This is a genomic window from Devosia sp., assembly GCF_028290625.1.
GTDB lineage: Bacteria > Pseudomonadota > Alphaproteobacteria > Rhizobiales > Devosiaceae > Devosia.
The window spans coordinates 15,949-38,981 of sequence record NZ_JAQGJM010000010.1 but is presented as its reverse complement, the minus strand read 5'-3'; the positions used below and the strand labels follow the sequence as shown (position 1 = coordinate 38,981).

At 63.3% G+C, this 23,033-nt stretch carries 18 protein-coding genes; 9 read left to right on the top strand and 9 right to left on the bottom strand.

What is annotated here, in order from left to right; translation table 11 throughout:
- Nucleotides 1–2 precede the first annotated feature (2 nt).
- A complete protein-coding gene (locus JWR51_RS05160; protein WP_299744590.1) occupies nt 3–1,424 on the bottom strand; it encodes a circularly permuted type 2 ATP-grasp protein in 1,422 nt (473 codons plus the stop codon).
- A 206-nt stretch (nt 1,425–1,630) separates the two neighbouring features.
- On the opposite strand from JWR51_RS05160, the gene JWR51_RS05155 reads away from it, so the two are divergent.
- The 4 genes from JWR51_RS05155 to JWR51_RS05140 all read left to right on the top strand — a co-directional run bounded on the left by JWR51_RS05155 (nt 1,631) and on the right by JWR51_RS05140 (nt 5,671).
- A complete protein-coding gene (locus JWR51_RS05155) occupies nt 1,631–1,831 on the top strand; it encodes a hypothetical protein (protein ID WP_299744587.1) in 201 nt (66 codons plus the stop codon).
- Between the two features lie 117 nt (nt 1,832–1,948).
- Nucleotides 1,949–2,878 carry a 2-hydroxyacid dehydrogenase gene (locus JWR51_RS05150; RefSeq protein ID WP_299744584.1) on the top strand — a complete coding sequence of 310 codons (930 nt, stop codon included), beginning with the start codon at nt 1,949–1,951 and terminating at the stop codon, nt 2,876–2,878.
- Nucleotides 2,879–3,193, top strand: coding sequence for a putative quinol monooxygenase (locus JWR51_RS05145; protein WP_299744583.1), 315 nt, complete (start codon nt 2,879–2,881; stop codon nt 3,191–3,193). It begins immediately after the preceding gene.
- Nucleotides 3,194–4,018: 825 nt separating this feature from the next.
- On the top strand, nt 4,019–5,671 hold the full coding sequence (locus JWR51_RS05140) for an alpha-glucosidase (protein WP_299744579.1): 1,653 nt from the start codon (nt 4,019–4,021) through the stop codon (nt 5,669–5,671).
- A gap of 169 nt (nt 5,672–5,840) precedes the next feature.
- On the opposite strand, the gene JWR51_RS05135 is transcribed toward JWR51_RS05140, so the two are convergent.
- From JWR51_RS05135 to JWR51_RS05125, 3 genes are read right to left on the bottom strand one after another with little or no spacing between them, the layout of a single operon-like run.
- Entirely contained in the window at nt 5,841–6,149 is a 309-nt protein-coding gene (locus JWR51_RS05135; protein ID WP_299744576.1) for a hypothetical protein, read from the bottom strand.
- Nucleotides 6,146–7,276, bottom strand: a complete 1,131-nt coding sequence (locus JWR51_RS05130; RefSeq protein ID WP_299744573.1) for an AbrB family transcriptional regulator — start codon at nt 7,274–7,276, stop codon at nt 6,146–6,148. The genes JWR51_RS05135 and JWR51_RS05130 overlap by 4 nt, the downstream gene beginning before the upstream one ends.
- Nucleotides 7,240–8,406, bottom strand: coding sequence for a M20 aminoacylase family protein (locus JWR51_RS05125; RefSeq protein WP_299744570.1), 1,167 nt, complete (start codon nt 8,404–8,406; stop codon nt 7,240–7,242). Before JWR51_RS05125 ends, JWR51_RS05130 begins: the two co-directional genes overlap by 37 nt.
- A 184-nt stretch (nt 8,407–8,590) precedes the next feature.
- Here JWR51_RS05125 and JWR51_RS05120 point away from each other — a divergent pair, with 184 nt between their 5' ends.
- The 5 genes from JWR51_RS05120 to JWR51_RS05100 all read left to right on the top strand — a co-directional run bounded on the left by JWR51_RS05120 (nt 8,591) and on the right by JWR51_RS05100 (nt 14,909).
- Nucleotides 8,591–9,775 (top strand): amino acid aminotransferase, encoded by a 1,185-nt coding sequence (locus JWR51_RS05120; RefSeq protein ID WP_299744567.1) that lies wholly within the window; start codon nt 8,591–8,593, stop codon nt 9,773–9,775.
- 85 nt (nt 9,776–9,860) lie between these two features.
- Nucleotides 9,861–10,514 (top strand): fructose-6-phosphate aldolase, encoded by a 654-nt coding sequence (fsa, locus tag JWR51_RS05115; RefSeq protein WP_299744565.1) that lies wholly within the window; start codon nt 9,861–9,863, stop codon nt 10,512–10,514.
- Between the two features lie 136 nt (nt 10,515–10,650).
- Nucleotides 10,651–11,757, top strand: a complete 1,107-nt coding sequence (locus JWR51_RS05110; RefSeq protein ID WP_299744563.1) for an Mrp/NBP35 family ATP-binding protein — start codon at nt 10,651–10,653, stop codon at nt 11,755–11,757.
- A 75-nt stretch (nt 11,758–11,832) separates the two neighbouring features.
- Nucleotides 11,833–13,155, top strand: coding sequence for a GH1 family beta-glucosidase (locus tag JWR51_RS05105; RefSeq protein WP_299744560.1), 1,323 nt, complete (start codon nt 11,833–11,835; stop codon nt 13,153–13,155).
- An 86-nt stretch (nt 13,156–13,241) separates the two neighbouring features.
- Nucleotides 13,242–14,909, top strand: a complete 1,668-nt coding sequence (locus JWR51_RS05100; protein WP_299744557.1) for an alpha-glucosidase family protein — start codon at nt 13,242–13,244, stop codon at nt 14,907–14,909.
- Between the two features lie 143 nt (nt 14,910–15,052).
- Here JWR51_RS05100 and JWR51_RS05095 read toward each other — a convergent pair whose 3' ends face one another.
- From JWR51_RS05095 to JWR51_RS05075, 5 genes are all read right to left on the bottom strand, one after another.
- Complete coding sequence (locus tag JWR51_RS05095; protein WP_299744554.1) at nt 15,053–16,606, bottom strand: ABC transporter ATP-binding protein; 1,554 nt, start codon at nt 16,604–16,606, stop codon at nt 15,053–15,055.
- Nucleotides 16,596–17,450 carry an ABC transporter permease gene (locus JWR51_RS05090; RefSeq protein ID WP_299744551.1) on the bottom strand — a complete coding sequence of 285 codons (855 nt, stop codon included), beginning with the start codon at nt 17,448–17,450 and terminating at the stop codon, nt 16,596–16,598. The genes JWR51_RS05095 and JWR51_RS05090 overlap by 11 nt, the downstream gene beginning before the upstream one ends.
- Nucleotides 17,447–18,400 carry an ABC transporter permease gene (locus JWR51_RS05085; RefSeq protein ID WP_299744548.1) on the bottom strand — a complete coding sequence of 318 codons (954 nt, stop codon included), beginning with the start codon at nt 18,398–18,400 and terminating at the stop codon, nt 17,447–17,449. Before JWR51_RS05085 ends, JWR51_RS05090 begins: the two co-directional genes overlap by 4 nt.
- A 192-nt stretch (nt 18,401–18,592) precedes the next feature.
- Entirely contained in the window at nt 18,593–20,074 is a 1,482-nt protein-coding gene (locus JWR51_RS05080; RefSeq protein WP_299744545.1) for an ABC transporter substrate-binding protein, read from the bottom strand.
- Nucleotides 20,075–20,240: 166 nt separating this feature from the next.
- Nucleotides 20,241–22,898, bottom strand: a complete 2,658-nt coding sequence (locus tag JWR51_RS05075; protein ID WP_299744542.1) for a histidine kinase dimerization/phospho-acceptor domain-containing protein — start codon at nt 22,896–22,898, stop codon at nt 20,241–20,243.
- Nucleotides 22,899–23,033: the final 135 nt, after the last annotated feature.

The window sequence follows — 23,033 nt, the reverse complement described above, 5'->3', positions numbered from 1 at the left end:
GCTCAATCTTCCAGCACCCACGTATCTTTCGTGCCGCCACCCTGGCTTGAATTGACCACCAGCGAGCCCTTCTTCAGCGCCACGCGGGTCAGTCCGCCAGGCGTGATCCGCACTTCCTCGCCCATCAGCACATAGGGCCGCAAATCCACGTGCCGTGGCGCGATGCCCGCGTTGACGTACGTGGGGCACGTGCTGAGTGCCAAAGTCGGCTGCACGATGTAATTGTCCGGCCGCGCCTCGATCTTGCGCTTGAATTCGGCATGCTGCGCCTTGGTCGAAGTCGGCCCCACCATCATGCCGTAGCCGCCCGAGCCGTGTACTTCCTTGACTACCAGGTCGCCGATATTGGCCAGCACCCAGTTGCGCTCTTCTTCATCCACGCAATTATAGGTCGGCACATTGTTCAACAGCGCCTTTTCGCCGAGATAGAACTCGATGATCTCTGGCACATATGTGTAAACCGCCTTGTCGTCGGCGATTCCGGTGCCCGGCGCATTGACCAGCGTCACATTCCCCGCCCGGTAGGCATCGAACAGGCCCGGCACGCCCAGCATGGAATCCGGCCGGAAGGTCAGTGGATCGATATAGTCGTCATCGATCCGGCGATAGATCACGTCGACCCGCTCCGGCCCGGTCGTCGTGCGCATGTAAACCTTGCCGCCATCGACAAACAGGTCCGGCCCTTCGCACAGTTGCGCGCCCATCTGGTCGGCCAGGAACGAATGCTCGAAATAGGCTGAGTTATAAATTCCCGGCGTTAGCACTGCGATCGTGGGCGCCCCGCTCACATTGGCCGGTGCTACGCTTTCCAGCGTCCGCCGCAGGTTTTCGGGATAATTGTCGACCGGCGCCACCTTGATGCGCGAAAACAGGTCCGGCGCCAGTTGCATCATCGCCTCGCGGTCCTCCAGCATATAGCTGACCCCGGACGGCGTGCGCAGATTGTCTTCCAGCACGTAGAATTCGTCCGGTCCCACCCGCACGATATCGGTGCCGATAATGTGGGCATAGACCCCGCGCGCCGGCTCCAGCCCCATCATTTCGGGGCAAAACGCCGAATTCTGCAGGATCAGCTTTTCCGGAATCCGCCCCGCCTTCAGAATTTCCTGGCGGTGGTAGATGTCATAGAGGAACGCATTGAGTGCCCGCACCCGCTGTTCGATCCCCTTGGAAAGCTTGCGCCATTCCATGGCCGAAATGATCCGCGGGATCACATCGAACGGGATGACTTTTTCGGTGCCTTCCTCCGAGCCATAGACCGCGAAGGTGATGCCCAGCTTGCGGAAAATCGCTTCGGCATCCGATTGCATCAGCGTCAGCGCCTTGTCGGGCTGCTCGTCGAGCCATTGGGCCAGCGCCCGATAGGGTTCACGGACCGAACCGTCCGCATTGTGCATTTCGTCAAACGGCGTTGTATCGCCCATTATGCTCCGAAGGTAATACGGCTCATCCATCGCCTTCACATTGCTACACATTTGTAGAGCGGCGTCCAGCCGGTTACTTGAACAGAACCTCTGCTCTGCCCATCTGCAACGTGAGTGCCGAGCGGCGCCCTTGAGTTTTGCGGTCTTTGGTCTTTCCGGTTTTGGGTGTTCGGCGCTCTCCCGACTTTCAGTAAATGGAGAGACTAATGACTGAATACGTAACCTTTGCCGTGCACGAACCAAAGTGCCCCGCTTGCAACAATCCCCACCTATCAGCCCGCCGGCCATTCCCCGGCGAAAGCGATGCAAAAGTACGCTGCGATTACTGCGGCGCGACGAGCCCGTCCGAGCTGTGGTTTGACTATACAGTGGACAATGACGGCATCGAGGATATGCCAGAACGCTAACCCAAGAGCGAGCTGGCGGCGTGACTGCGTGCAGTCAGCTCGCGCGTCTCGAATAACGGTTGCCTACTCGCTCTTCACGCCTATGGTGTCTGCCATACAAGTTTCTGCGAGTCCCCAATGCCCATCGATATCCTGCAGACCGGAAAACTTCACGCCAGCTGCGAAGCCGCTTTGGCCCAGCGCTACACCGTCCACAAGCTGCATGAGGCGGCCGACAAGGACGCATTCCTGGCCGAAATCGCCCCCCGCATTCGCGCCCATGCCGGCAGCGGTGTGCAGGCCGATCTCATCGCCAAACTGCCCAAGCTCGAAATCATCGCCAGCTTCGGTGTCGGCACCGACAATATCGACCTCAAGGCGGCCAAGGCCGCCGGCGTGCGGGTCACCAATACGCCGGACGTGCTCAATGACGCCGTGGCCGAACTCACCATCGGCCTGATGATTTCCCTGGCCCGCCGCATTCCCCAGGGCGACCGCTTCGTGCGCGACGGCAAGTGGCTCAAGGGCAATATGGGCCTGTTCTCCGAACTCACCGGCAAGACCGTGGGCATTCTGGGCCTCGGCCGCATCGGCAAGGAGATCGCCACCCGCGCCCAGGCCATGAAGATGCGCGTCGTCTATCACGGCCGCAATCGCCAGGAAAACGTGCCCTATATCTACTACGACAAGCTCATCGACATGGCCCGCGATGTCGACTGGCTGGTGCTGATCGCCCCCGGCGGCAAAAGCACCGACCGCATCGTTTCCCGCGAAGTGCTCGAAGCGCTCGGCCCCCAGGGCATGCTGGTCAATATAGCCCGGGGCACCTTGGTGGATGAGCCCGTGATGGTGGACCTCCTCGTCAACGGCGGCCTCGGCGGCGCCGCGCTCGACGTTTTCGAGAAGGAACCCCAGGTGCCCGAGGCCCTGTTCGCCCTCGACAACGTCGTCCTCGCGCCCCACCAGGGCAGCGCCACGCACCAAACCCGCGACGCCATGGGGGCGACCCTCGTCGCCAATCTCGACGCCCATTTCGCCGGCAACCCGCTGATCAGCCCGGTGGTCTGAATGGCTACCGACCAGCGCGTCGTCCGGATAGCCGAGCTGGAAATCGTTCCGAGCCAAGTCGCCGAATACACGGCTCTGCTCGCCGAGGAAATTGCCGCCTCGATCGAGCGTGAACCCGGCGTCCTGATGCTGCATGCCGTCTCGCACAAGTCCGAGCCGCACCAGGTTCGCCTCCTCGAGGTCTATGCGTCCCAGGCGGCCTATGAGGCCCACATCCAGACGCCTCATTTCCTGAAATACAAGACCGCCACCGCCACCATGGTCGTCTCGCTGCGCCTTATCGATGTCCATCCAATAATGCTCGCGGCTAAATAATCTCCAGCCTCGCCGAACCGCCGCCTGAGCATTGCGCCTCGCCATCACCCCCTCCCAGCCTCCCCTATTAAGGGGAGGAGCCGGCCGGTGGGTTGAACTGCATCGTGCCCCAAGAGTGGCGCGTCCTCCTCCCCCTGCAGGGGGAGGCAGGGTGGGGGTATGGTTAGCCTGAAACTATCGGCTCCCCCACCGCACCGCCTCGTCTCGGGCATAAAGCCGCCCCACCCACGGTGTCACCCCGGCGCAGGCCGGGGCCTAGCCCGAGATGCAGCCACGGCCGCAAGGTCGTCGCGAAAGCCACCCATCCTGCCACGTCCTCGTGGTTCGAGGGTCGTAAGAACTCCCACCTCACCATGAGGACTACTGGGACACCTGGCCATTCCCTCAGTAGCCCTCATGGTGAGGTGCGAGCCCTTCGCGAGCCTCGAACCACGAGGGCATGTCCCAATCTATCCATCTTCTCCCCACCCCCAATTCCTCCCGCATAATTCACCCCGATATCTCCACAATGGCTGCGGGTTCGCGACGAACGGCCGTGGAGAGTTTGGTGGGAGGGGGCGCGGTCGCGCGATCCCTGGGCCAGCACGACGTTCGTCTCCTGAAACAATGGAGGCCACGTTCGAGCGGCCAGAAACCCCATCGCATGCGGCGAGACGCTGTCTCGCGTACTAAAAATTACCATGAGGCACGTCTCGCCGCATGCCGCAGTCTTCCTCAACCGTCGGTGCGAGCCGCACGGCGCTTCGTCACACCTAAAACTTGCATTTGCCTTATTCCCACCCGCCCGCCACTCTACCCATGGGCAAATCAGTGCAGGAGCAGACGATGCGGGAATGGTGGCGTGGCGCGGTAATTTATCAGGTCTATCCGCGCTCGTTTCAGGACAGCAACGGCGACGGTATCGGCGATCTGGCGGGCATCATGCAGCGGCTCGATCATATCGCCGGCCTCGGCGTCGATTGCATCTGGCTCTCGCCCATCACCCAGAGCCCGCAGGCAGACATGGGCTATGACGTCTCCGATTATACCGAGGTCGATCGCATCTTCGGCTCGCTCAATGACTTCGATAGCCTGATCGCCCAGGCCCATGCGCGCGGCATCAAGGTCATCATGGACCAGGTGATCAGCCATTCCTCCGACCAGCACCCCTGGTTCCAGGAATCGCGTCTCAGCCGCACCAATCGCCGCGCCGACTGGTATGTCTGGGCCGATCCGCTGCCGGATGGCTCGCCCCCAAATAACTGGCCCGCCGTTTTCGGCGGCCGCGCCTGGGAGTGGAACCCGACGCGCGGCCAGTATTATCTGCACAATTTTCTGGCCAGCCAGCCGGATATGAACTTCCACAGCGTCGAAGTGCAGGACCAGATGCTCGACATCATGCGCTTCTGGCTGGAGCGCGGCATCGACGGCTTCCGCCTCGACACCGTCAACTACTACTTCCACGACAAGAAGCTGCGCTCCAATCCGCCCAATCGTAAGCGCGACGAGCATCTGCCCTATGCGGTCAATCCCTATGACATGCAGGAGCACAAATTCTCCAAGAGCCAACCTGAAAACGTCGATTTCCTCAAACGCGTCCGCGCGCTGCTCGACACATTCCCCGGCACCACGACGGTCGGCGAGGTCGGCGATAGCCACAAATCCGTGCCGTTGATGGCCGAATACACCTCCGGCGGCGACAAGCTGCACATGTGCTATTCGTTCGATTTCCTCGGCCACGAATTCACCGCCGCCCACTTTCGCAGCCGGATTGAACAGTTCTTCAAGGCCGGTCCCGATGGCTGGCCGTGCTGGAGCTTTTCCAACCACGATGTGCCGCGCCATATCACCCGCTGGGCGCCGCACAGCCTCAATGCCGCCGATCTCGGCCGCCAGGCCGCGGCGCTGGTGCTCAGCCTCAAAGGCTCGGTCTGCCTCTATCAGGGCGAGGAATTAGGCCTGCCCGAAACCGACCTGCGGTTCGACGAGCTCACCGACCCGCGCGGCATCCGCTTCTGGCCCGAGGACAAGGGCCGCGACGGCTGCCGCACGCCCATTCCGTGGGACCAGGGCGATGCCTCGAACGGCTTCACCACCGGCAAGCCCTGGCTGCCGGTCAAGCCGGCCCAATCCGCCCTCAATGTCGCGTCGCAGAACGCCGATCCCGATTCCACGCTGGCGTTTTATCGCCGCATTCTCGCCTGGCGCCGCACCCACGACGTGCTCTACGACGGTGATATCGAATTCTTCCGCGTCGCCGAACCCGTCCTGGCCTTCCGCCGCTTCAGCGCGGCGGGCACCATGACCTGCGTGTTCAATTTGTCAGCCGATAGCCAGACGGTGGCGCTCACCGGCATTCCCAACGACGCACCCTTGGACCCGATCTCCCAGAACGCGACCTTGACCCGCAGAACCCTGAACCTCGGCGCCAACGGCTTTGCCTTCCTGGCATTGCCGTCCGACGCTCCAGTTATCAGGGTCAAAAATAGCGCGAGCTAGAAATAGGTGGCGCTAGGAGGCTTCAGGTTGATTTATCCCACCGCTTCCTTCCCGCGGGCTCGACCCGCGGGCCTCCCTCAGCATGGCACAAGCGGCCAATGGCCCGCGGGTCAAGCCCGCGGGAAGGATAGAGAGCAGGGCGAATAAGTTGCGCGCCGGATGACCAGACTTATTGCAACCGGCGCAACGTAGCCGGGTCGTAGAACTCCATGCTCTGCCCGCCATTGCCATTATCGACGAAGGCGCGGATGCAACCGTTCCAACGCTCCACCGAGTTGGCATATACGCCAATGTCCCTCAGCCGGGCGATATCGAACTGCTCCTGAAAGTCAGAATCGTCGATCCGGAAGCCGCCGCCAACGGTGAATTCATAGTCGATGCCTGCGCTCGGGCCTTCATCGGTGCAGAACAGCGCAAACGCCGGTGTGCTGGTCAGTCCGACGACGACCAGCGTCCCCAAAATCGGTAGCAGTTTCATGGCAAAATCTCCTTTTGTGGCAGTATTGCGCCCGATTGTGGCGGGCTTAAGCGCTCGCGCCGCCGGATCATCACCACCACCATGGGAATGGCAAAAGTCAGCAGCAGCAGGCGGATAACGTGGTGGGCGGCGATAAAGGCGGTGTCATAACCCAGCGCCACGCCGAGCGCCCCCATGCCCTCCAGCGCCCCCGGCGACAGCCCCAGCCATATTTGCCCAAACGGCATGTCGACGAGCAAGCTGACCCCATAGGCGATCACCGTGACGATCGCCACGGTCATGCCCGTCGCGATCAGGCCGCCCACCGCAGCGCTGACCAGTTCTCGGCGCGTAATCCCGGCAAACCGCGATCCGATCACCGCCCCGGTCAACACGAAGGTGATGACCGTCAGTGGCGGCGGCATCGACGCGGTATAGAGCCCGCCCAGCTTGGCCGCCGTGGCCAGTGCCATCGCGCCCAGCACGAACCCTGCGGGAACCTTCAGCTTGATGAACACCAGCCCCAGCGCCACGCAGCCAGCGGCAAGCGCCAGCAATTCCCAGACATTGAGCGTATTGAGCGGCGCCACCGGCGCGAAATGATCGATCGGCAGGAATAGCGCCCCCACCGGAACGCAAATCGTCAGCAACATCACCCGGATTACCTGGATGATGATGATCTGCCGCGGATTGCCCACGCCCGCCATGGCCATGCTCATGATGAACGACAAATGCCCGGGGAACGAACTCAGATAGGCCGTGCCGGCATCCAGCTTGAACAGCTTGCTCAGCATCCAGCCGGTGGTCGCGATGATCAGCGCCAGCTCGATCGCCAGACCCGCAAGGCTCACCGGCCAACTGGGAATCAACGCCAGACTGTCGCTCGCCACGCTGGCGCCCATCGACATGCCAACCAGCAAAAACGACAGGTCGCGCACCGGGTCCGGCAGATGCACCTTCATGCCGGCAATCGCCGCCACGGCCACCGCCAGCGCGCCGCCCATCAGCCACCCGGCGGGCAGGCCCAAGGCGTTGGCCACAAAGCCGCCAGCCGTCGACACCAGCAATGTGGCGATCGTCAGCAGCGTTCTGCGTTGCCAGCTTGGCTTGGCTACAGGGGCAGGGCCCGTTCCGCCAGTCTTACCCAATAGCTTGTCCCGAGCGGTATAGCGTCGTCATTGAAATCGTAATTGTCCGTATGCAGTTCAGAACTGTCGCCATTGCCGAGGAAAATATACGCCCCCGGTCTCTGCTCCAGCATGAAGGAAAAATCCTCGCCGCCCATCGATGGCGCGACGTCGGTGTCGACCCGATCCACGCCGGCGATTTCGCCCGCAATCATGGCGGCAAATTGCGTCTCGCGCGGCGTGTTCACGGTCACCGGATAGCCGCGCAGATAGTTCACCCTGGCCTTGCCGCCGAACGCCGCGGCGAACTCGGGCACGAAGGTGTTGAGCCTGTTTTCGATAAAGTCCTGCACGTCGCTGTCCAGCGTGCGCACCGTCCCCTTGAGCCGCGCGGTTCGGGCAATCACATTGTCCGCCTCGCCGGCCTCCATCACCGTCACCGATACCACGGCGCTTTTGAGCGGATCGACATTGCGCGACACGATGGTCTGCAACGCGCCGATCAACTGCGCGGCGATCATCACCGGATCGATCGTCGAATGCGGGCGTGCCGCATGGCCGCCCAGGCCCTCGATATCAATGCTGAACCGGTCCGTGGCGGCCATGATGCCGCCCTCGCGAATGCCAAACTGTCCCACCGGCATGCCCGGCCAATTGTGCATCCCATAAACTTCGTTGATGCCGAACCGGTCCAGCAGCCCGTCGGCCACCATTTCGCGGCCGCCGCCACCGCCCTCTTCGGCCGGCTGGAAGATCACCGCGATCTGCCCGTCGAAATTGCGCGTTTCTGCCAGATATTTCGCCGCGCCCAGCAGCATCGCCGTGTGCCCGTCATGGCCGCAGGCGTGCATCTTGCCCGCCGTTTGGCTGGCATAAGGAGCGCCGGTCTTTTCGGTGATCGGCAGCGCGTCCATATCCGCCCGCAGCCCGATCGTGCGCCCGCTCGTGTTGGTACGGCCCTTGATGATTCCCACCACGCCGGTCCGGCCCATGCCCGTGACGATTTCATCGCAGCCGAATTCAGCCAGCAGCGCTTCCACTTTGCCCGCCGTGCGCTGCACGTCGAACAGGATTTCGGGATGCGTGTGGAAGTCGTGTCGCCACCCGGCGATTTCGGCTTGGAATTCGGCAATACGGTTTAAAACAGGCATAAATCACTCGAACTGGACGGTGCTGGGTCAGTCTCGCTGCCCCAATGGCTTCCGTCAACCATAGCACATCCGGTTGGTCATTGCCGTGACGATCAGATTGCGGCGAAAGGCCGATGGACTTTCCTTGCCGCCCGCCTATAAAGGCGGCGATTTCCGTCCCGCTCCCAACTGCGTAAGTCCATCCATGTTCGATACCCTGACCAAGGCTCCCGGCGACAAGATCCTGGCCCTCATGGGCGAATACGCCGCCGATTCCCGCACCGACAAGATCGACCTTGGTGTCGGCGTCTACAAAGACGAGCAGGGCATTACGCCCATCATGACCTCAGTCAAAAAGGCTGAGCAGAGGATCTTTGCGGCGGCCAAGACCAAAACTTATCTCGGTATCGCCGGCAACAAGGGCTATGGCGCAGCCGTGCTCGATCTGGCCCTCGGTGATAGCGTCGACCGTTCACGCGTCCGCGTCGCCCAGGCCCCCGGCGGCACCGGCTCGCTCTGGGTGCTGATGCAATTGATCCATCGCGCTAAGCCCGGCGCCACCGTATGGGTGTCCGATCCGACCTGGCCCAACCATAACCCGATCGCCGAAAACTCCGGCCTCCAGGTCAAGACCTACCCCTATTTCGACGCGGAAACCCGTGGTGTGAAGTTCGAACAGATGCTCGCCACGCTGGATGGCTTGGGCAAGGACGACGTGGTCCTGCTGCACGGCTGCTGTCACAATCCGACTGGGGCCAACCTGAGCGATGCCCAGTGGGACCAGGTTGCCGCCAGTCTGGCGCGCACGGGCGCGTTGCCGTTTATCGACCTCGCCTATCTCGGCTTCGGTGATGGCCTGCTCGAAGATGCCTACGGCACCCGCAAAGTGGTCTCCTCGGTTCCCGAAGCGCTCGTCGCGTTCTCGGGATCAAAGAATTTCCAGCTCTATCGGGAACGCGTCGGTGCGGCGATCCTGATCGCCAAGAATGCGGCGCAAGCCGATGTGGCGCAGTCCCAATTGCTCAACATCATCCGGGGCGCCTATTCGCAGCCACCTGATCACGGCGCCGAAATCATCCGCGTCATCCTTGAGGACCCCGAGCTGCGCGCCGAGTGGGAGACCGAGCTCAACGCCATGCGCGCCCGCATGATCGGCCTGCGCCAGAAGCTCAGCGATGCCATCCGGCAGCGCTCGAACTCCAAGGATTTCGACTTCATCGCCGCCCATCGCGGCATGTTTTCGCTGCTGGGACTGCCCAATAGCGTGGTCGAGCATTTAAAAGCCACCAATGGTGTCTATATGATTGGTGATAGCCGCATCAATGTCGCGGGCATCCCCGAAGAACGCGTTGGCGATCTGGCCGACGCCTTGCTTGCAGCCATCAAATAACGTTCGCCCGACGGGTTGCGGCGCGGGAACCTCGTGCTACATCTTTGGTCTAACGAGCAGCACATACGCATTCTAGGAGGGAACCATGAAGTTCTTCGTCGATACCGCAGAAATCAAGGACATCAAGGAACTCTATGAGACGGGGCTCCTCGATGGCGTCACCACCAATCCGTCGCTGATCGCCAAATCCGGCCGTGACTTCAAGGAAGTCGTGCGGGAAATCTGCTCGATCGTTCCCGGCCCGGTGTCGGCCGAAGTCGCCTCGCTTGAATATGACGGCATGATCGCCGAGGGCGAAGTTTTGGCCGCCCTGGCCCCAAACGTCGTGGTCAAGCTGCCGCTGACGCTGGCGGGCCTCAAGGCTACCAAGACTTTCTTCGAGCGCGGCATCAAGACCAACGTCACGCTGTGCTTTTCGGCCAACCAGGCGCTGCTCGCCGCCAAAGTCGGCGCGACCTATATCTCGCCCTTCCTTGGTCGTCTCGATGACATCAATCTCGACGGTGTCGAGCTGATCGAGAATATTCGCCAGATCTACGACAACTACGGCTTTGAGACCCAGATCCTGGCTGCCTCGATCCGTTCGCCCAACCACGTGACCCAGGTCGCGCTGGCAGGTGCCGACGTCTCGACCATTCCGCCCGACGTGATCCGCAAGCTGGCCAACCACCCGCTGACCAATTCGGGCATCGAAGGCTTCCTGAAGGACTGGAAAGCAACCGGTCAGAGCATTCTCTAAGCATCTAGTGCCTCAACAAATGCGGTGTCCCCCCGGCGCAGGCCGGGGCCCATCCTGAGATATCAAGATGGATCCCGGCCTGCGCCGGGACGACACCGTGGATGCGGCAATGCCCGAGCCAACAGGGGCAAACAAAATGGCCGATCCCGACCTTTCCGCCGCCATCAAAGCCGCCCTCGCCGCCGTTGAAATTCCCGGCGGTGGCGATCTGGCGGGCTATGGCGGCCTTTCGGAAATCATCGTCACGCCCGGCGCCGTCGCCTTTGCCATCGCCGTCGCCCCGGGCATGGAGGCCGCCTTCGGCCCCGCACGCGAGGAGGCCATCGCCGCTACACAAAAGGTCGCCGGCGCCCGCAAGATCCTGGTCTCGCTGACCGGCGGCAAGCCGCCCGCCGGCCCCACCTTCTCCCACGGCAAGCCGCCCGCCGGCCCCACCTTCTCCCACGGCAAGCCGGTCCCGGCCGGCAAGACCGCCGTCCCCGGCATCAAGCGCATCATCGCGGTCGGCTCCGGCAAGGGCGGCGTCGGCAAATCTACCGTCGCCGTCAACCTCGCCCTCGCGCTCCACGCCGAGGGCCTGCGCGTCGGCATGCTCGACGCCGACCTCTATGGCCCGTCCTTGCCGAAGCTGCTCGGTCTCGAAGGCCGGCCCGCCATCCGCGAAGATGGCATCTTCACCCCGCACGAGGCGTTCGGCATCAAGGCTATGTCGATCGGCTCCATGCTCACCCCCGATCAGGCCGTGGTCTGGCGCGGCCCTATGGCCACTTCGGCCCTCCGCCAACTGCTCCGCGAAACTGATTGGGGCGGCCTCGATATCCTCGTCGTCGACCTGCCCCCCGGCACCGGCGACATCCACATTTCCCTGTTCCAGCAGGCCGAAGTCGATGGCGTCGTCATCGTCTCCACCCCGCAGGAGCTGGCGCTGATCGATGCCAAGAAGGCCATCGACATGCTGCGCCGCCTCAACGTGCCACTGCTCGGTCTGGTCGAAAACATGAGCTACTTCATCGCTCCCGATACCGGCGCTCGCTACGACATCTTCGGCACCGGCGGCGCCGAATCCGCCGCCAAAAAACTCGGCATGCCCTTCCTCGGCGCCGTCCCCCTGGTCATGTCGATTCGCGAAACCTCCGACGCCGGCCGGCCGGTGGTTGCCTCCGACGTCTCCGGTCCCGAAGCAGAGGCGTTCAAGGCGATTGCGGGACGCATTCTTGCCGCTACGCCGTCGCTGCGCGGTTAGTTGTCACCTCTGCAATCGATTGCATAACCCGCAATCCTGCGCTACCTCCTCTCCGCCACTCGAGGAGGAGCGTCCATGTTTTCCATTTCCCGTTCGGATTTCGGTCCCGATTTCACCTTCGGCGCCGCGACTGCCGCCTATCAGATCGAGGGTGGCCAGACCGATGGTCGAGGCCCCTCGATCTGGGACAGTTTTTCCGCCACCCCGGGCAATGTCCAGAATGGCGATACCGGCCGAGATGCCTGCGACCATTACAATCGCTGGCCCGCCGACCTCGACCTGATCCGCGACGGCGGCTTTGATGCCTATCGCTTCTCCTTCGCCTGGCCCCGCCTGATTCCCGAAGGCACCGGCGCCATCAACCAGGCAGGCCTCGATTTCTACGATCGCCTGATCGACGGCATGCTGGCCCGCGGCATCAAGCCCTATGCTACCCTCTACCACTGGGATTTGCCCTCCGCCCTGCAGGACAAGGGCGGCTGGATGAACCGCGATATCGCCGGCTGGTTCGGTGATTACGCCTCGCTGATCGGCCAAAAGTTCGGCGATCGCCTCCACGCCACCGCCACCATCAACGAGCCGTGGTGCGTTGCCTTCCTCAGCCATTTCCTCGGCATTCACGCTCCCGGCTATCGCGATATCCGCGCCGCTGCCCGCGCCATGCACCACGTCCTCTTCGCCCACGGCACCGCCATCGATGCCCTGCGCGCCGAGGGCGTCAAGAACCTCGGCATCGTCCTCAATCTCGAAAAGTCCGAGCCGGCCACCCAAAGCCCCGAGGACGTCGCCGCCACCGATATCGGTGACGCGCTGTTCAACCGCTGGTATCTCGATGGCGTCCTCAAGGGCAAATACCCCGACGCACTGACCGGCAATGACTTCTTTGCCCGCCACCTGCCCGCCGGCTACGAAAAGGACATGGAGGTCGTCTCCCGTCCGCTCGATTGGCTGGGCATCAACTACTACACGCGCGGCCTCTATAAATCGGCGCCCGAGCAACTCGGCTTCCCCATCGCCCAGGCCAAAGGCGACCTCGAAACCACCGAAATGGGCTGGGAAATCTACCCCCAGGGCCTCTCCGACCTGCTGGTCCGCGTCTCCAACGACTACACCAAGATCCCGCTCTACGTCACCGAGAACGGCATGGCCGAAGTCGAGGGCGACAGTGATCCGCGCCGCGTCGATTACTACGAGGCCCACCTCAAGGCCGTGCTCAATGCCCGCGAGCAGGGCGCCGATGTGCGCGGCTATTTCGCCTGGTCGCTGCTCGATAATTACGAGTGGGCCGAGGGCTACAACAAGCGCTTCGGCCTGGTTCACGTCGATTACGCCACTCAGCAGCGTACCCCCAAGGCCAGCTTCCGCGCCTTCCAGGGCCTGCTGCACAACACCAAGTAGGCATTCGCGCGATCCGGCATCGAATTGGCTTTGGCGGCGTTTGAGCCTGATGCTATTCAGGCACAAACAACTTCCGGAGCGCGCCGATGTCGATGACCATGACCGAGCCCAAGACCGAAATTGAGCCCACGGTCGATGCGGATTGGTGGCGCGGCGCGGTGATCTACCAGATCTATCCGCGCTCCTTTCAGGATCAGAATGGCGACGGCGTCGGCGATCTCGTCGGCGTCACCAGCCGGCTCGATTACGTCAAGGATTTGGGCGTCGATGCCATCTGGTTGTCGCCGGTCTTCACCTCGCCGATGAAGGATTTCGGCTACGACGTCTCCAACTACCGCGACATCGATCCCAGCTTCGGCACCCTCGAGGACTTCGACCACCTGGTGCAGAAGGCCCATTCGCTGGGCCTCAAGGTCATCATCGACCAGGTGATTTCCCACTCGTCCGACAAGCACGCCTGGTTTTCGGAATCGCGCTCCTCGCGCACCAATGCGCGCGCCGATTGGTACGTCTGGGCCGATCCCAACCCCGATGGCACCCCGCCCAATAACTGGCTCTCCATTTTCGGCGGCTCGGCCTGGTCCTGGGACAGTCGACGCATGCAGTATTACCAGCACAATTTCCTGGTTTCGCAGCCCGATTTGAACTTCCACAACCCCGACGTGCAGGATGCCCTGCTGGGCGAAATGCGCTTCTGGCTGGAACGCGGCGTCGATGGCTTCCGCCTCGACACGGTCAATTTCTATTTCTGTTCGCTGGGCTTCGAAAACAACCCCGTGGTCCGCGTCGAGGACTTCAACGCTTCGACCGCCCCGGCAGTAAACCCATACAATTTCCAGGAGCACATCTACGACAAGTCGCGCCCGGAAAACCTTGGCTTCCTCAAGCGCCTGCGCGCCCTGATGGACGAATATCCCGGCAAGACCACGGTTGGTGAAATCGGCGACAGCCAGCACCAACTCGAAATCATGGCCCAATACACTTCGGGCGATGACCACCTGCACATGGCCTATACGTTCGATTATCTCGGCGGCGAGTTCTCGGCAAAGCACTTCCGCGATTCCATCCGCGCCACCGAATCCAAGGCCCCCGATGGCTGGATCTGCCTCGCCTTCTCTAATCACGACGTGGTGCGCCATGTCAGCCGCTGGGCCACCCACGGCCAGGAAGCCGCCTTCACGCGCCTCGCGGTCACGCTGATCTTGTCCATGCGTGGCTCGGTCTGCCTCTATCAGGGCGAGGAATTGGGGTTAAAGGAAGCCGAACTCTCCTTCGCCGACCTGGTCGATCCCTACGGCATCGAATTCTGGCCCGAGTTCAAAGGCCGCGACGGCTGCCGCACGCCCATGGTCTGGCAGACCCACGTCCGCAACGGCGCCTTCTCCACCGCCGAACGCACCTGGCTGCCGGTCCCCGCCGAACACCTGACCCATGCGGTCGACACGCAGGACGGCGTCGAAGGTTCGGTGCTCGAATTCTACCGCGCCATGCTCAAGTTCCGCCAAGCCAATACGGTCCTGGCCAAAGGCGAAATCACCCTGCTCGAGTCGGCCGAGAACGTCCTGGCTTTCACCCGCAATTTTGGCAATGAGCGCGTGCTGTGCGTGTTCAACATGAGCGCCGAGTCCGAAGAGTTCGTCATCCCTGCCGACATGACGCCCCACGGCCTCGACTGCCCCGGCGTCACCGCCGCGCCTATGGATGGCGAAATCGATCTTGAGCCGTTCGGCAGTTACATCGGCCGGCTGGAGTAGACACCACGCCCTCGTGGTTCGAGGCTCGCGAAGAGCTCGCGCCCTCACCATGAGGGCTACTGATAAAACTGAGATTTCCCAGTAGTCCTCATGGTGAGGTGGGAGTTCTTACGACCCTCGAACCACGAGGATGTGCCCCAGCCTCAACCCACCTCCGGCAGCCTCGCCGCCATCAAATCCTGCGTCAACTTATGCTGCGGCCGCGCGAAAATCTCGTGCGGTTTGCCTTCCTCGACGATCCGCCCCGCCTCCATAACCAGCACCCGGTCGGCAATCGCCCGCACCATGTCGAGGTCATGGCTGATCACCAGATAAGTCAGCCCGAAATCCGCCTGCAACCGCGCCAGCAGCGCCAGCACTTCGCCGCGCACCGATACGTCCAGCGCCGAAACCGGCTCATCCAGCACCAGCAGCTTCGGCCGCGTCACCAGCGCCCGTGCAATCGCCAGCCGTTGCCGCTGCCCGCCGGAAAACTCATGCGGATAGCGCCGCAGCATCTCCTGACCCAGCCCCACGGCCTCCACCGCCTCGATCAGCCGGTCCACATGCGTGCTCGCATCCAGCTTTTCCAGCCGCAATGGCTCGCTCAGCGATTGCTCGATGGTCAGCCGTGGATCGAAGCTGCCGAACGGGTCCTGGAACACCAGCGAGATATCGCGCCGCCGCGCCTTGGGCAGGTCACTGCCATGATGCAGCTCGCCAGCAAAACGGATTTCGCCGCGCGTCGCCCGATCCAGCCCTACAATGATCCGGGCCAGCGTGGTCTTGCCGCATCCCGACGGTCCCACGATCGCCACGCATTCCGCCGCGTCCACACTCAGGCTCACATCGTCCACCGCCCGCAGCGCCTTGCCGCCGAACGGCCATGGCCCGCCCTGCTTGTAGTCCCGGCCGATCCCGCGCACCTCCAGCAGCGTCTTGCCGATCGGCGGCCGCGCCAATGGCCGCACATTGAAACGCGATGCGGCCACCAGCTTTTGCGTATAGGCCTGCTTGGGCGAGCCCAGCACGTCCTGCACCAGCCCGGTCTCCACCAGCTTGCCGCGATGCATCACCGCCACCCGGCTGCACAGCCACGCGACAGCCTTCAGATCATGGCTGATGAACAGCAACGCCATGTGCCGTCGCGTGCAGATCTCGGCGATCAGGTCGAGCACCAGCCGCTGCGTGATCAGGTCCAGCGCCGAAGTCGGCTCGTCGGCTATCAAAATATCGGGCTGGCTCGCCAGCGCCATGGCGATCATCACCCGCTGCCGCTGCCCGCCCGATAGCTGATGCGCAAACCGGTCGCCATGCCGCAATTCCAGCCCCACCTCCCTGAGCAGGTTGGGAACCTCGATCGGGGGTGCGCCGGCCGCGGCATTGATCCGGATGGCTTCCTCGATCTGGTCATTGATCCGCATCAGCGGGTTCAGCGCCGTCATCGGCTCTTGGAAAACCATGCCGATGCGCTTGCCTCGCAACCGCGCCATCTCGCGTTCCGAGCGGGGCAGGGGCTCCCCATCGATCTTGATCGAGCCACTCACCTGCGCGCCTTCGGGCAGCAACCCGGTGATCGCCAGCGCCGTCAGCGTCTTGCCCGATCCGCTTTCGCCAACGATACCGAAACGCTCACCGCGCTCTAGTGTTAAGCCCATATTGCTAAGAGCTTCGGTCGCACCGAATTTGACCGTTAGCCCGGAAACCTCAAGCAGCATTCTGCTGCGCCCCCTTGAGCCGCGGATCGATCGCATCGCGCAAACCGTCGCCGGCCAGGTTCAATGCAATCACGATCAACACGATGCAAAGGCCAGGCACCAGCGTCAGCCACGGATGGATCAGGAACAGCCCCTGCGCATCGCGCAACATCAGCCCCAGGCTCGTCGCCGGCGGTTGCGTACCTAGCCCGATATAAGAGAGTCCGGCCTCCGACAGGATGCCCAGCGAGAGCTGGATCGTCCCCTGCACGATGATCAGGCTCAAGATATTGGGAAGCAGATGCCTGTAGGCGATGGCGCCGTTGCCCAGCCCGGCCAGCCGCGCCGCCGCCACGAAATCCAGCGTCTTGATGCTCATCGCCCCGCCGCGAGCCACCCGCGCAAAAATCGGAATGTTGAAAATCCCGATAGCGATGATGGCATTGGTGGCCCCCGGCCCATAGAGCGAGGTGATCAGGATCGCCACGATGATGGCGGGAAACGCGAAGATGAAATCGCTCAGCCGCAGCACCAGCCATTCCAGCGCACCGCCCCATGCCGCTGCCGCCAACCCCAGCGGCACCCCGATGCCCGCGCCGATCAGCACCGATAGCGATGCCACCACAAAGCTGGTCAATGTCCCCGCCATCACCAGTGAGGCCATGTCGCGCCCCAGATTGTCGGTGCCCAGCCAGTGGGCCGCACTCGGCCCCAGAAACCGATCGCCGATTTCGATATTGGCAATCGGGTAGGGCGTCCACACCAGCGAGACCAGCGCCAGCAGGGTGAACACAAGCGTCGCGGCCAGCCCCAGCCACAGGCTGGGATGGGTGAACACAAACCGGCGTGCTGTCGCCGCGCTCATTGCCCGCCCCCCTGCCGCAGCCGCGGATCGACCACCGCATAAAGCAGGTCCACCGCCAGCATCACCGCCGTCACCGCCACAATCAAAACGATCACAGCACCCCGCACTAGGATCAAGTCGCGCTCGGAGATTGCCGTGAAAATTAGCCGCCCCAGGCCGGGCAGGTAGAACACGTTCTCGACGATGATCGTCCCCGCCACCAGAAACGCGAACTGCAGCCCCAGCACCGTCAGCACCGGCAGCAGTGCATTACGCACGCCATGCCGCCACACCGCCTCGCCCATGGTCATGCCCTTGGCCCGCGCGGTGCGGATGAAATCCTGCCCCTGCACGTCGACCAGCGCCGTGCGCATCACCCGCGCCAGGATCGACGCCTGCGGCAGCGCCAGCGCCAGGCTGGGTAGAACCAGCCCGCGCAGCGCCTTCCAGCCATCCTCGTTCCAGGGTGTGAAGCCGCCCGGCGGCAACCAGCGCAGGCTCACCGCGAACAGCAGAGCCAGCAACATGCCGAACCAGAAATTGGGTATCGCAATGCCCATTTGGGCCAGCAGCATGATACCTGTGTCAGGCGCCCGCCCGCGCATCCGCGCCGCGAGAATCCCCAGTGGCAGCCCGACGAGCATCGAAATGATCATGGCAAACACCGCCAGCGGCAGCGTCACCCAGAGCCGCTCGGCGATCAGCTGCGCCACCGGCGCGCTCTGCGTGTATGAAATCCCGAAATCCCCATGCAGCATGCCCCAGATCCAACCAAGGAACCGCTCGAATGCTGGCGCCTCCAGCCCAAGCTGCATGCGCAGCTTGGCCACCGCCTCGGGGCTGGCATTGATCCCCAGGATGAACTGCGCCGAGTCGCCCGGCAGCAGATCAAGCAGATAAAAAATCACCGCCGCCGCGACGAGCAGGGTGACCGCGAAGCCGAGCAGGCGCTTGAGGATGAAGAGGCTCATGCGGCTTGGGCCGCCGGATTCGGGCCAAACATTCCCCCACCCCTAACCCCTCCCCGCAGGGGGGAGGGAGACGATAGGGCCGCCAACTCAGTGCGCGCAGTAGCAAAAGTAGGTTGGGAGGGTCTCCTCCCCCCTTGCGGGGGAGGGACAGGGTGGGGGGGAGCGGTCATCCCCGTCGCGTCATAACGGTCCTCACTCCACCCAATGAATATCGCGCAAGACCAGCCCCTCGATCGGCGAGTTCTTCCACATGCCGGTGAGCTTGGCATTCCAAACCCCGGTCTGCGCCAGTTCGAACAGGTAGCCATTGACCGCGTCATCGGCGATGATCTTCTGCAGCTCGATGGCGAGTTCCTTGCGCTTGGCCTCGTCGGTCGTACCATTCAGCGTCTCGTTCAAGGCCTGGAACTTGGGATTGTCGTAGCCCCAGTAGTAGTTGGGATTGGCGTAATTACCAATATCGAACGGCTCGACATGGCTGATGATGGTCAGGTCGAAATCGTGGTTGGTATAGACATCCTCCAGCCACTGCGCGAATTCGATATTGATCAGTTCCAGCTTGATGCCGACCTTGGCGAACTGAGACGCGATGATCTGTCCGCTCAGCCGGGCATAGCCCACCGGCGGCAGCTTCAGCGTGGCGCTGAACCCGTCGGGATAGCCGGCCTCGGCCAGCAATGCCTTGGCCTTTTCCGGATCGTACGGATAGGTGCTGGTCAGGTCGACATAGTAGGGATTGTGCGGCGCGAAGGCGCTGCCGATCGGGGTGCCGTAGCCGTAGGTCGCCCCGTCGATGATCGCCTTGCGGTCCAGCGCATAGGCCATCGCCTGGCGCACCTTCAGGTTATCGAACGGCGCCTTCTTGTTGTTGGTGCCCAGGATCGTTTCGCCTTCGGTCGTGCCCACCAATACGGTGAAACGCGGGTCCGCCTTGAACACGTCGAGCGCTTCGGGCGCGAAATTATTGGTGCCGTCGACATCCTCGGCCAGCAGCGCATTGGTCAGCGTCGCGGTGTCGCTGATGAACACAAAGCTGGCCTTGGTCAGCGCCACCGGCTTGCCCCAGTAGGGGTCATACCGCTCCAGCACCACGCGGCTGCCCTTGTCCCACTGCACGAAACTGAACGGCCCGGTGCCGATCGGGTTAGTGGCGTTGGTGGCGGCGCTTTCCGGCGCCACGATCACTGCATCGCCCCGCCCGATATCGAACAGGAAGCGGCCGACCGGGTTCTTGAGCTTGAACTCGACCGTCAGCGGATCGATCACCGTCACGCTCTGGATGACCGAATAGAATTCCTTGTGCGCGTTGAGGCTGTCCGGCGCCGCGATGCGGTCGAAGCTGAACTTGACGTCATTGGCGTCAAAGCTGGTGCCGTCGTGGAAGGTCACGCCATCGGCCAGCTTGAACGTATAGGTCAGGTTGTCGTCCGAGATGGTCCACGAGGTCGCGAGGCCCGGCTGGACCGCCCCGTTCTCATCGATGCGCGTCAGGCCCTCGAACACGTTCTGGTAGACCACAATATCGATAGCCTCGGCGGCGCCCGCCGTCGGATCGAGGGTTGGTGGCTCCAGCGCCACGCCGATGCGGATTTCGGTCGGCGCGGCCAATGCCGCCCCGGTCAGCGCCGTCACCAGCGCCAGGGCCAGGCCCAAGCCGCGAATCAATTTGCCCATAGGTCGCTCCCAAACGTTGCGGTGGCGCTGCCAACCAGCCGGCGTGTCATGCCGCTCATGGGCAGATGGTATAGGGGATCGCCACTAACATGGCAGCAGGCACAGCAGTTATACTTTCCTACCGCCGGCGCCTTGCGGAGTAAGAACCTTCGTCACGGCCGCCAGATCAGGATTGCTCGACCAGATCGGCCGGGATCAGCAGCGAAAACAGCAGGCCTTGCGAGCCCGCCGGATCGACCGATAACGAGAACGCATTGACCGCCAGCAGCGAGCGCGTCAGCGCCAGTCCGACGCTGGAGCGCACCGGCGCCAGCACTTGCCCATCACGCCCGGTGCCGTCGCGGAACACCACGAAGCGCTCCGCCAGGTCCACCGCATTGGTAGAACTGTCGCGCACATGGATGGAGATGCCGCCGTCGTCCTCGTGCTGCGCCGAAATCACCACAGCCCCGCCGGTCGGCGTCTGGTCGATGGCGCTGGCCAGCAGGTTCAGCACCGCCTGCGCCAGCGACGCACGGTCCGCCGTCACCTTGGGCAAGGTTTCGGAAATGGCATTGCGCACGATCACCCGCGAATTGCTGGCCTGGCTGCGAATGCGCACCACGCAGCTCTCGAGCAGACCCGTCAGGTCGATACTGGCCCGCTGCGGCAGGTAGCGCCCGTCGCGCAGCCGGGTGAAATCGTCCAGCTCATCCACCAGCGCGGCGATTTCGTGCCCCGCCTTGGCGATGTCCTCGGCATAGCCCTCGTAACGCTCGTTACCCATGGCGCCGAACGCTTCGGACCGGATCAGGTCGGAAAATCCGATGATGGTATTGAGCGGCCGCCGCACCCCTCGGCTGATCCGCGCCAGCAGCGCCGGATCGACCTCGGCTGGCCCCGAAATCTGGATCGGCGCCTGCCGCTCGCGCGGATGCACAAAGCCGAAATAGCCGGTGACGGTGCCCGCCTGACCCTGGGCGAACACCAGTATCTCGGCGCCATTGCTCGTGCCGCGCACACTGACGCAGGGCCGTGCCGTCTCGGCAAACCGCGCCGGGCGTTCCAGAAATTCCTGCAGCGCCGCCAGGTCCTGCGGTGCGATCACCGCGCTCAGCGCCTTGCCCATCAGGCTCGGTGCGTCCTGTCCCAGCAGCAGCGCCGCCTTGCCATTAACGGCGGCAATCACCCCGGCCCGGTTGGTTTCGAAAAACCCGTCGCCCCGCGTATCGGCAAAGCTCTCGGCAAACGCCCGCACCGCCGCCTCGTGCCCGGTGCGCACTTCGGTGGCGCTGGCCGATAGCATCAGGGCAGGGCGCCCCTGCCAGGAAATCGACTGCAGCCGCGCCGTCACCGGCACCAAAGTGCCATCGCGCTGTACCAGATGGTTCACCGGACCGGCCTGCTGCCCCTCGGGACCGGCGGCCGGAAACACCGAGGCCAGCCCGGCATTGCGCAGGTTTTCGACCGAGCCATAGCCCACCATTTCGGTGATCGCCCGGTTGGCGAATAGGATCTGCTGATCGCGGAACACCAGGATGCCCAGCGGCAGCCGGTTCAGCACCAGCGTTTCCCCGCCCAGATTGACCAACGCGCCCGTAGACGTTGGCGTCTCGACTGGCGCCAGGCTGCTCGGCTGCGGTGCCGTCTCTCCGACGCGGTCGTTCAAGATGCGCGACAGCTCATCGAAATTATAGCGCGAGACCCGCTCGACCGTTTCAGTGTCGGGTGGCGCCGCCGGGCCAAGCGCGGCCAATGCTTCCTGCACCGCCGCCAGCTCGACCGCGTTGGGCGCAGTTTCACGGGTCTCTAGTTCCTCAGGGACCTCGTCCTCGGGCGTAAACGCCTCGTCCAGCCGCTCCAGATCGCCGAGATCGGCCTCCGCGTCGGTCTGCTCCGGCTCGGCTTCCACCGGTGCAATCGGCGTAAAGCCGCGCCCCGTAATTGTGAACAATTGCGGCGCGGCCTGCTCCGGCTCGGGTTCTGCCTGTACCTCAGCCTCAGCCAGCACCACATCGTCCGCGTCAGTCAGCGGCGTGTACAAATGCTCATCCGCCGCCAACCGATCGACAAGGCTCGACAGCCGGCTCAGGCCCCGCACCACCGGTTGCTCGTCTTCGGAAGTCTCTGGTTCGGCCGCCGGTTCCACAGCCGCTTCAGCCGCCACCGGAGCCTCCGGCCCAACCTGGGCCTCGTCCTGCCACTCGCCAATATCTTCGGGCGTAACCTCGGGAGCCGCTTCGACAGGCGTAACCTCTGCCGCCGCGGTCTCCGCAACCACATCCGGCTCATAAGCCTGGTCCTGGTCCGCCGCGCGCCAGCTTTCCAGCTCCCGCTCATAGGCATGATTGTCCGCCGCGATAAGCGTCCCGATCGGGTCACCAGCCTCCGCCTGCGGCTCATCCGCAACAGCGGGAACATGCGCTGCGTTCAACGCCTCGGCATCGCCATCATCGCGCGCCACTTCCGCCGCGGCCAAAATTTCGGGATCGATCGGATCGACACCGACGATCAGCAGGACCGGCTGCTCGTCTTCCCACACCAGGGGCGTCGTCGCGCAAGTGCTCGATGTAGGCTTTTCGCCAGCCAGGAACTGGATGCGCGCCAGGCTCGTCCGCCCGGTCGATCCCAGGCGGATATTGCGCGCGATCTGGCCCTTGATCGGGATCGCCGGCGGCGCCAGTTTCAAGCCATGCTTTTTCATCTTGGCCAGGAACAGCTCTGCGGCGGCGTTCTGCCAGATCAGCGTCTGCCCGTCCTGCGACCACAGCCATGCCGGGCGCGGGTCCGCGTCGTGCTGCAGCACGCGGCGGGCGCTCGGCGATGTGGTCCAGTCAGCATTCATAAAGTCAAAAACCCGATTCGGCGTATCGCGTTACCTTGGCAGCGCAATTGTGTGCCAGCGTGGCACAACTCCTCACAAAACTTCACGTTTTCTCAATATAGTGTGCCCACTGGCCGGTCCATAGCCGCGGGGGCC

What these genes read in the sequence shown, in the direction of transcription:
- JWR51_RS05160 (WP_299744590.1), bottom strand. Translation starts at nt 1,424, where the DNA reads ATGGGCGATACAACGCCGTTTGACGAAATGCACAATGCGGACGGTTCG.
- JWR51_RS05155 (WP_299744587.1), top strand. Translation starts at nt 1,631, where the DNA reads ATGACTGAATACGTAACCTTTGCCGTGCACGAACCAAAGTGCCCCGCT.
- JWR51_RS05150 (WP_299744584.1), top strand. Translation starts at nt 1,949, where the DNA reads ATGCCCATCGATATCCTGCAGACCGGAAAACTTCACGCCAGCTGCGAA.
- JWR51_RS05145 (WP_299744583.1), top strand. Translation starts at nt 2,879, where the DNA reads ATGGCTACCGACCAGCGCGTCGTCCGGATAGCCGAGCTGGAAATCGTT.
- JWR51_RS05140 (WP_299744579.1), top strand. Translation starts at nt 4,019, where the DNA reads ATGCGGGAATGGTGGCGTGGCGCGGTAATTTATCAGGTCTATCCGCGC.
- JWR51_RS05135 (WP_299744576.1), bottom strand. Translation starts at nt 6,149, where the DNA reads ATGAAACTGCTACCGATTTTGGGGACGCTGGTCGTCGTCGGACTGACC.
- JWR51_RS05125 (WP_299744570.1), bottom strand. Translation starts at nt 8,406, where the DNA reads ATGCCTGTTTTAAACCGTATTGCCGAATTCCAAGCCGAAATCGCCGGG.
- JWR51_RS05120 (WP_299744567.1), top strand. Translation starts at nt 8,591, where the DNA reads ATGTTCGATACCCTGACCAAGGCTCCCGGCGACAAGATCCTGGCCCTC.
- fsa (WP_299744565.1), top strand. Translation starts at nt 9,861, where the DNA reads ATGAAGTTCTTCGTCGATACCGCAGAAATCAAGGACATCAAGGAACTC.
- JWR51_RS05110 (WP_299744563.1), top strand. Translation starts at nt 10,651, where the DNA reads ATGGCCGATCCCGACCTTTCCGCCGCCATCAAAGCCGCCCTCGCCGCC.
- JWR51_RS05105 (WP_299744560.1), top strand. Translation starts at nt 11,833, where the DNA reads ATGTTTTCCATTTCCCGTTCGGATTTCGGTCCCGATTTCACCTTCGGC.
- JWR51_RS05100 (WP_299744557.1), top strand. Translation starts at nt 13,242, where the DNA reads ATGTCGATGACCATGACCGAGCCCAAGACCGAAATTGAGCCCACGGTC.
- JWR51_RS05095 (WP_299744554.1), bottom strand. Translation starts at nt 16,606, where the DNA reads ATGCTGCTTGAGGTTTCCGGGCTAACGGTCAAATTCGGTGCGACCGAA.
- JWR51_RS05090 (WP_299744551.1), bottom strand. Translation starts at nt 17,450, where the DNA reads ATGAGCGCGGCGACAGCACGCCGGTTTGTGTTCACCCATCCCAGCCTG.
- JWR51_RS05085 (WP_299744548.1), bottom strand. Translation starts at nt 18,400, where the DNA reads ATGAGCCTCTTCATCCTCAAGCGCCTGCTCGGCTTCGCGGTCACCCTG.
- JWR51_RS05080 (WP_299744545.1), bottom strand. Translation starts at nt 20,074, where the DNA reads ATGGGCAAATTGATTCGCGGCTTGGGCCTGGCCCTGGCGCTGGTGACG.
- JWR51_RS05075 (WP_299744542.1), bottom strand. Translation starts at nt 22,898, where the DNA reads ATGAATGCTGACTGGACCACATCGCCGAGCGCCCGCCGCGTGCTGCAG.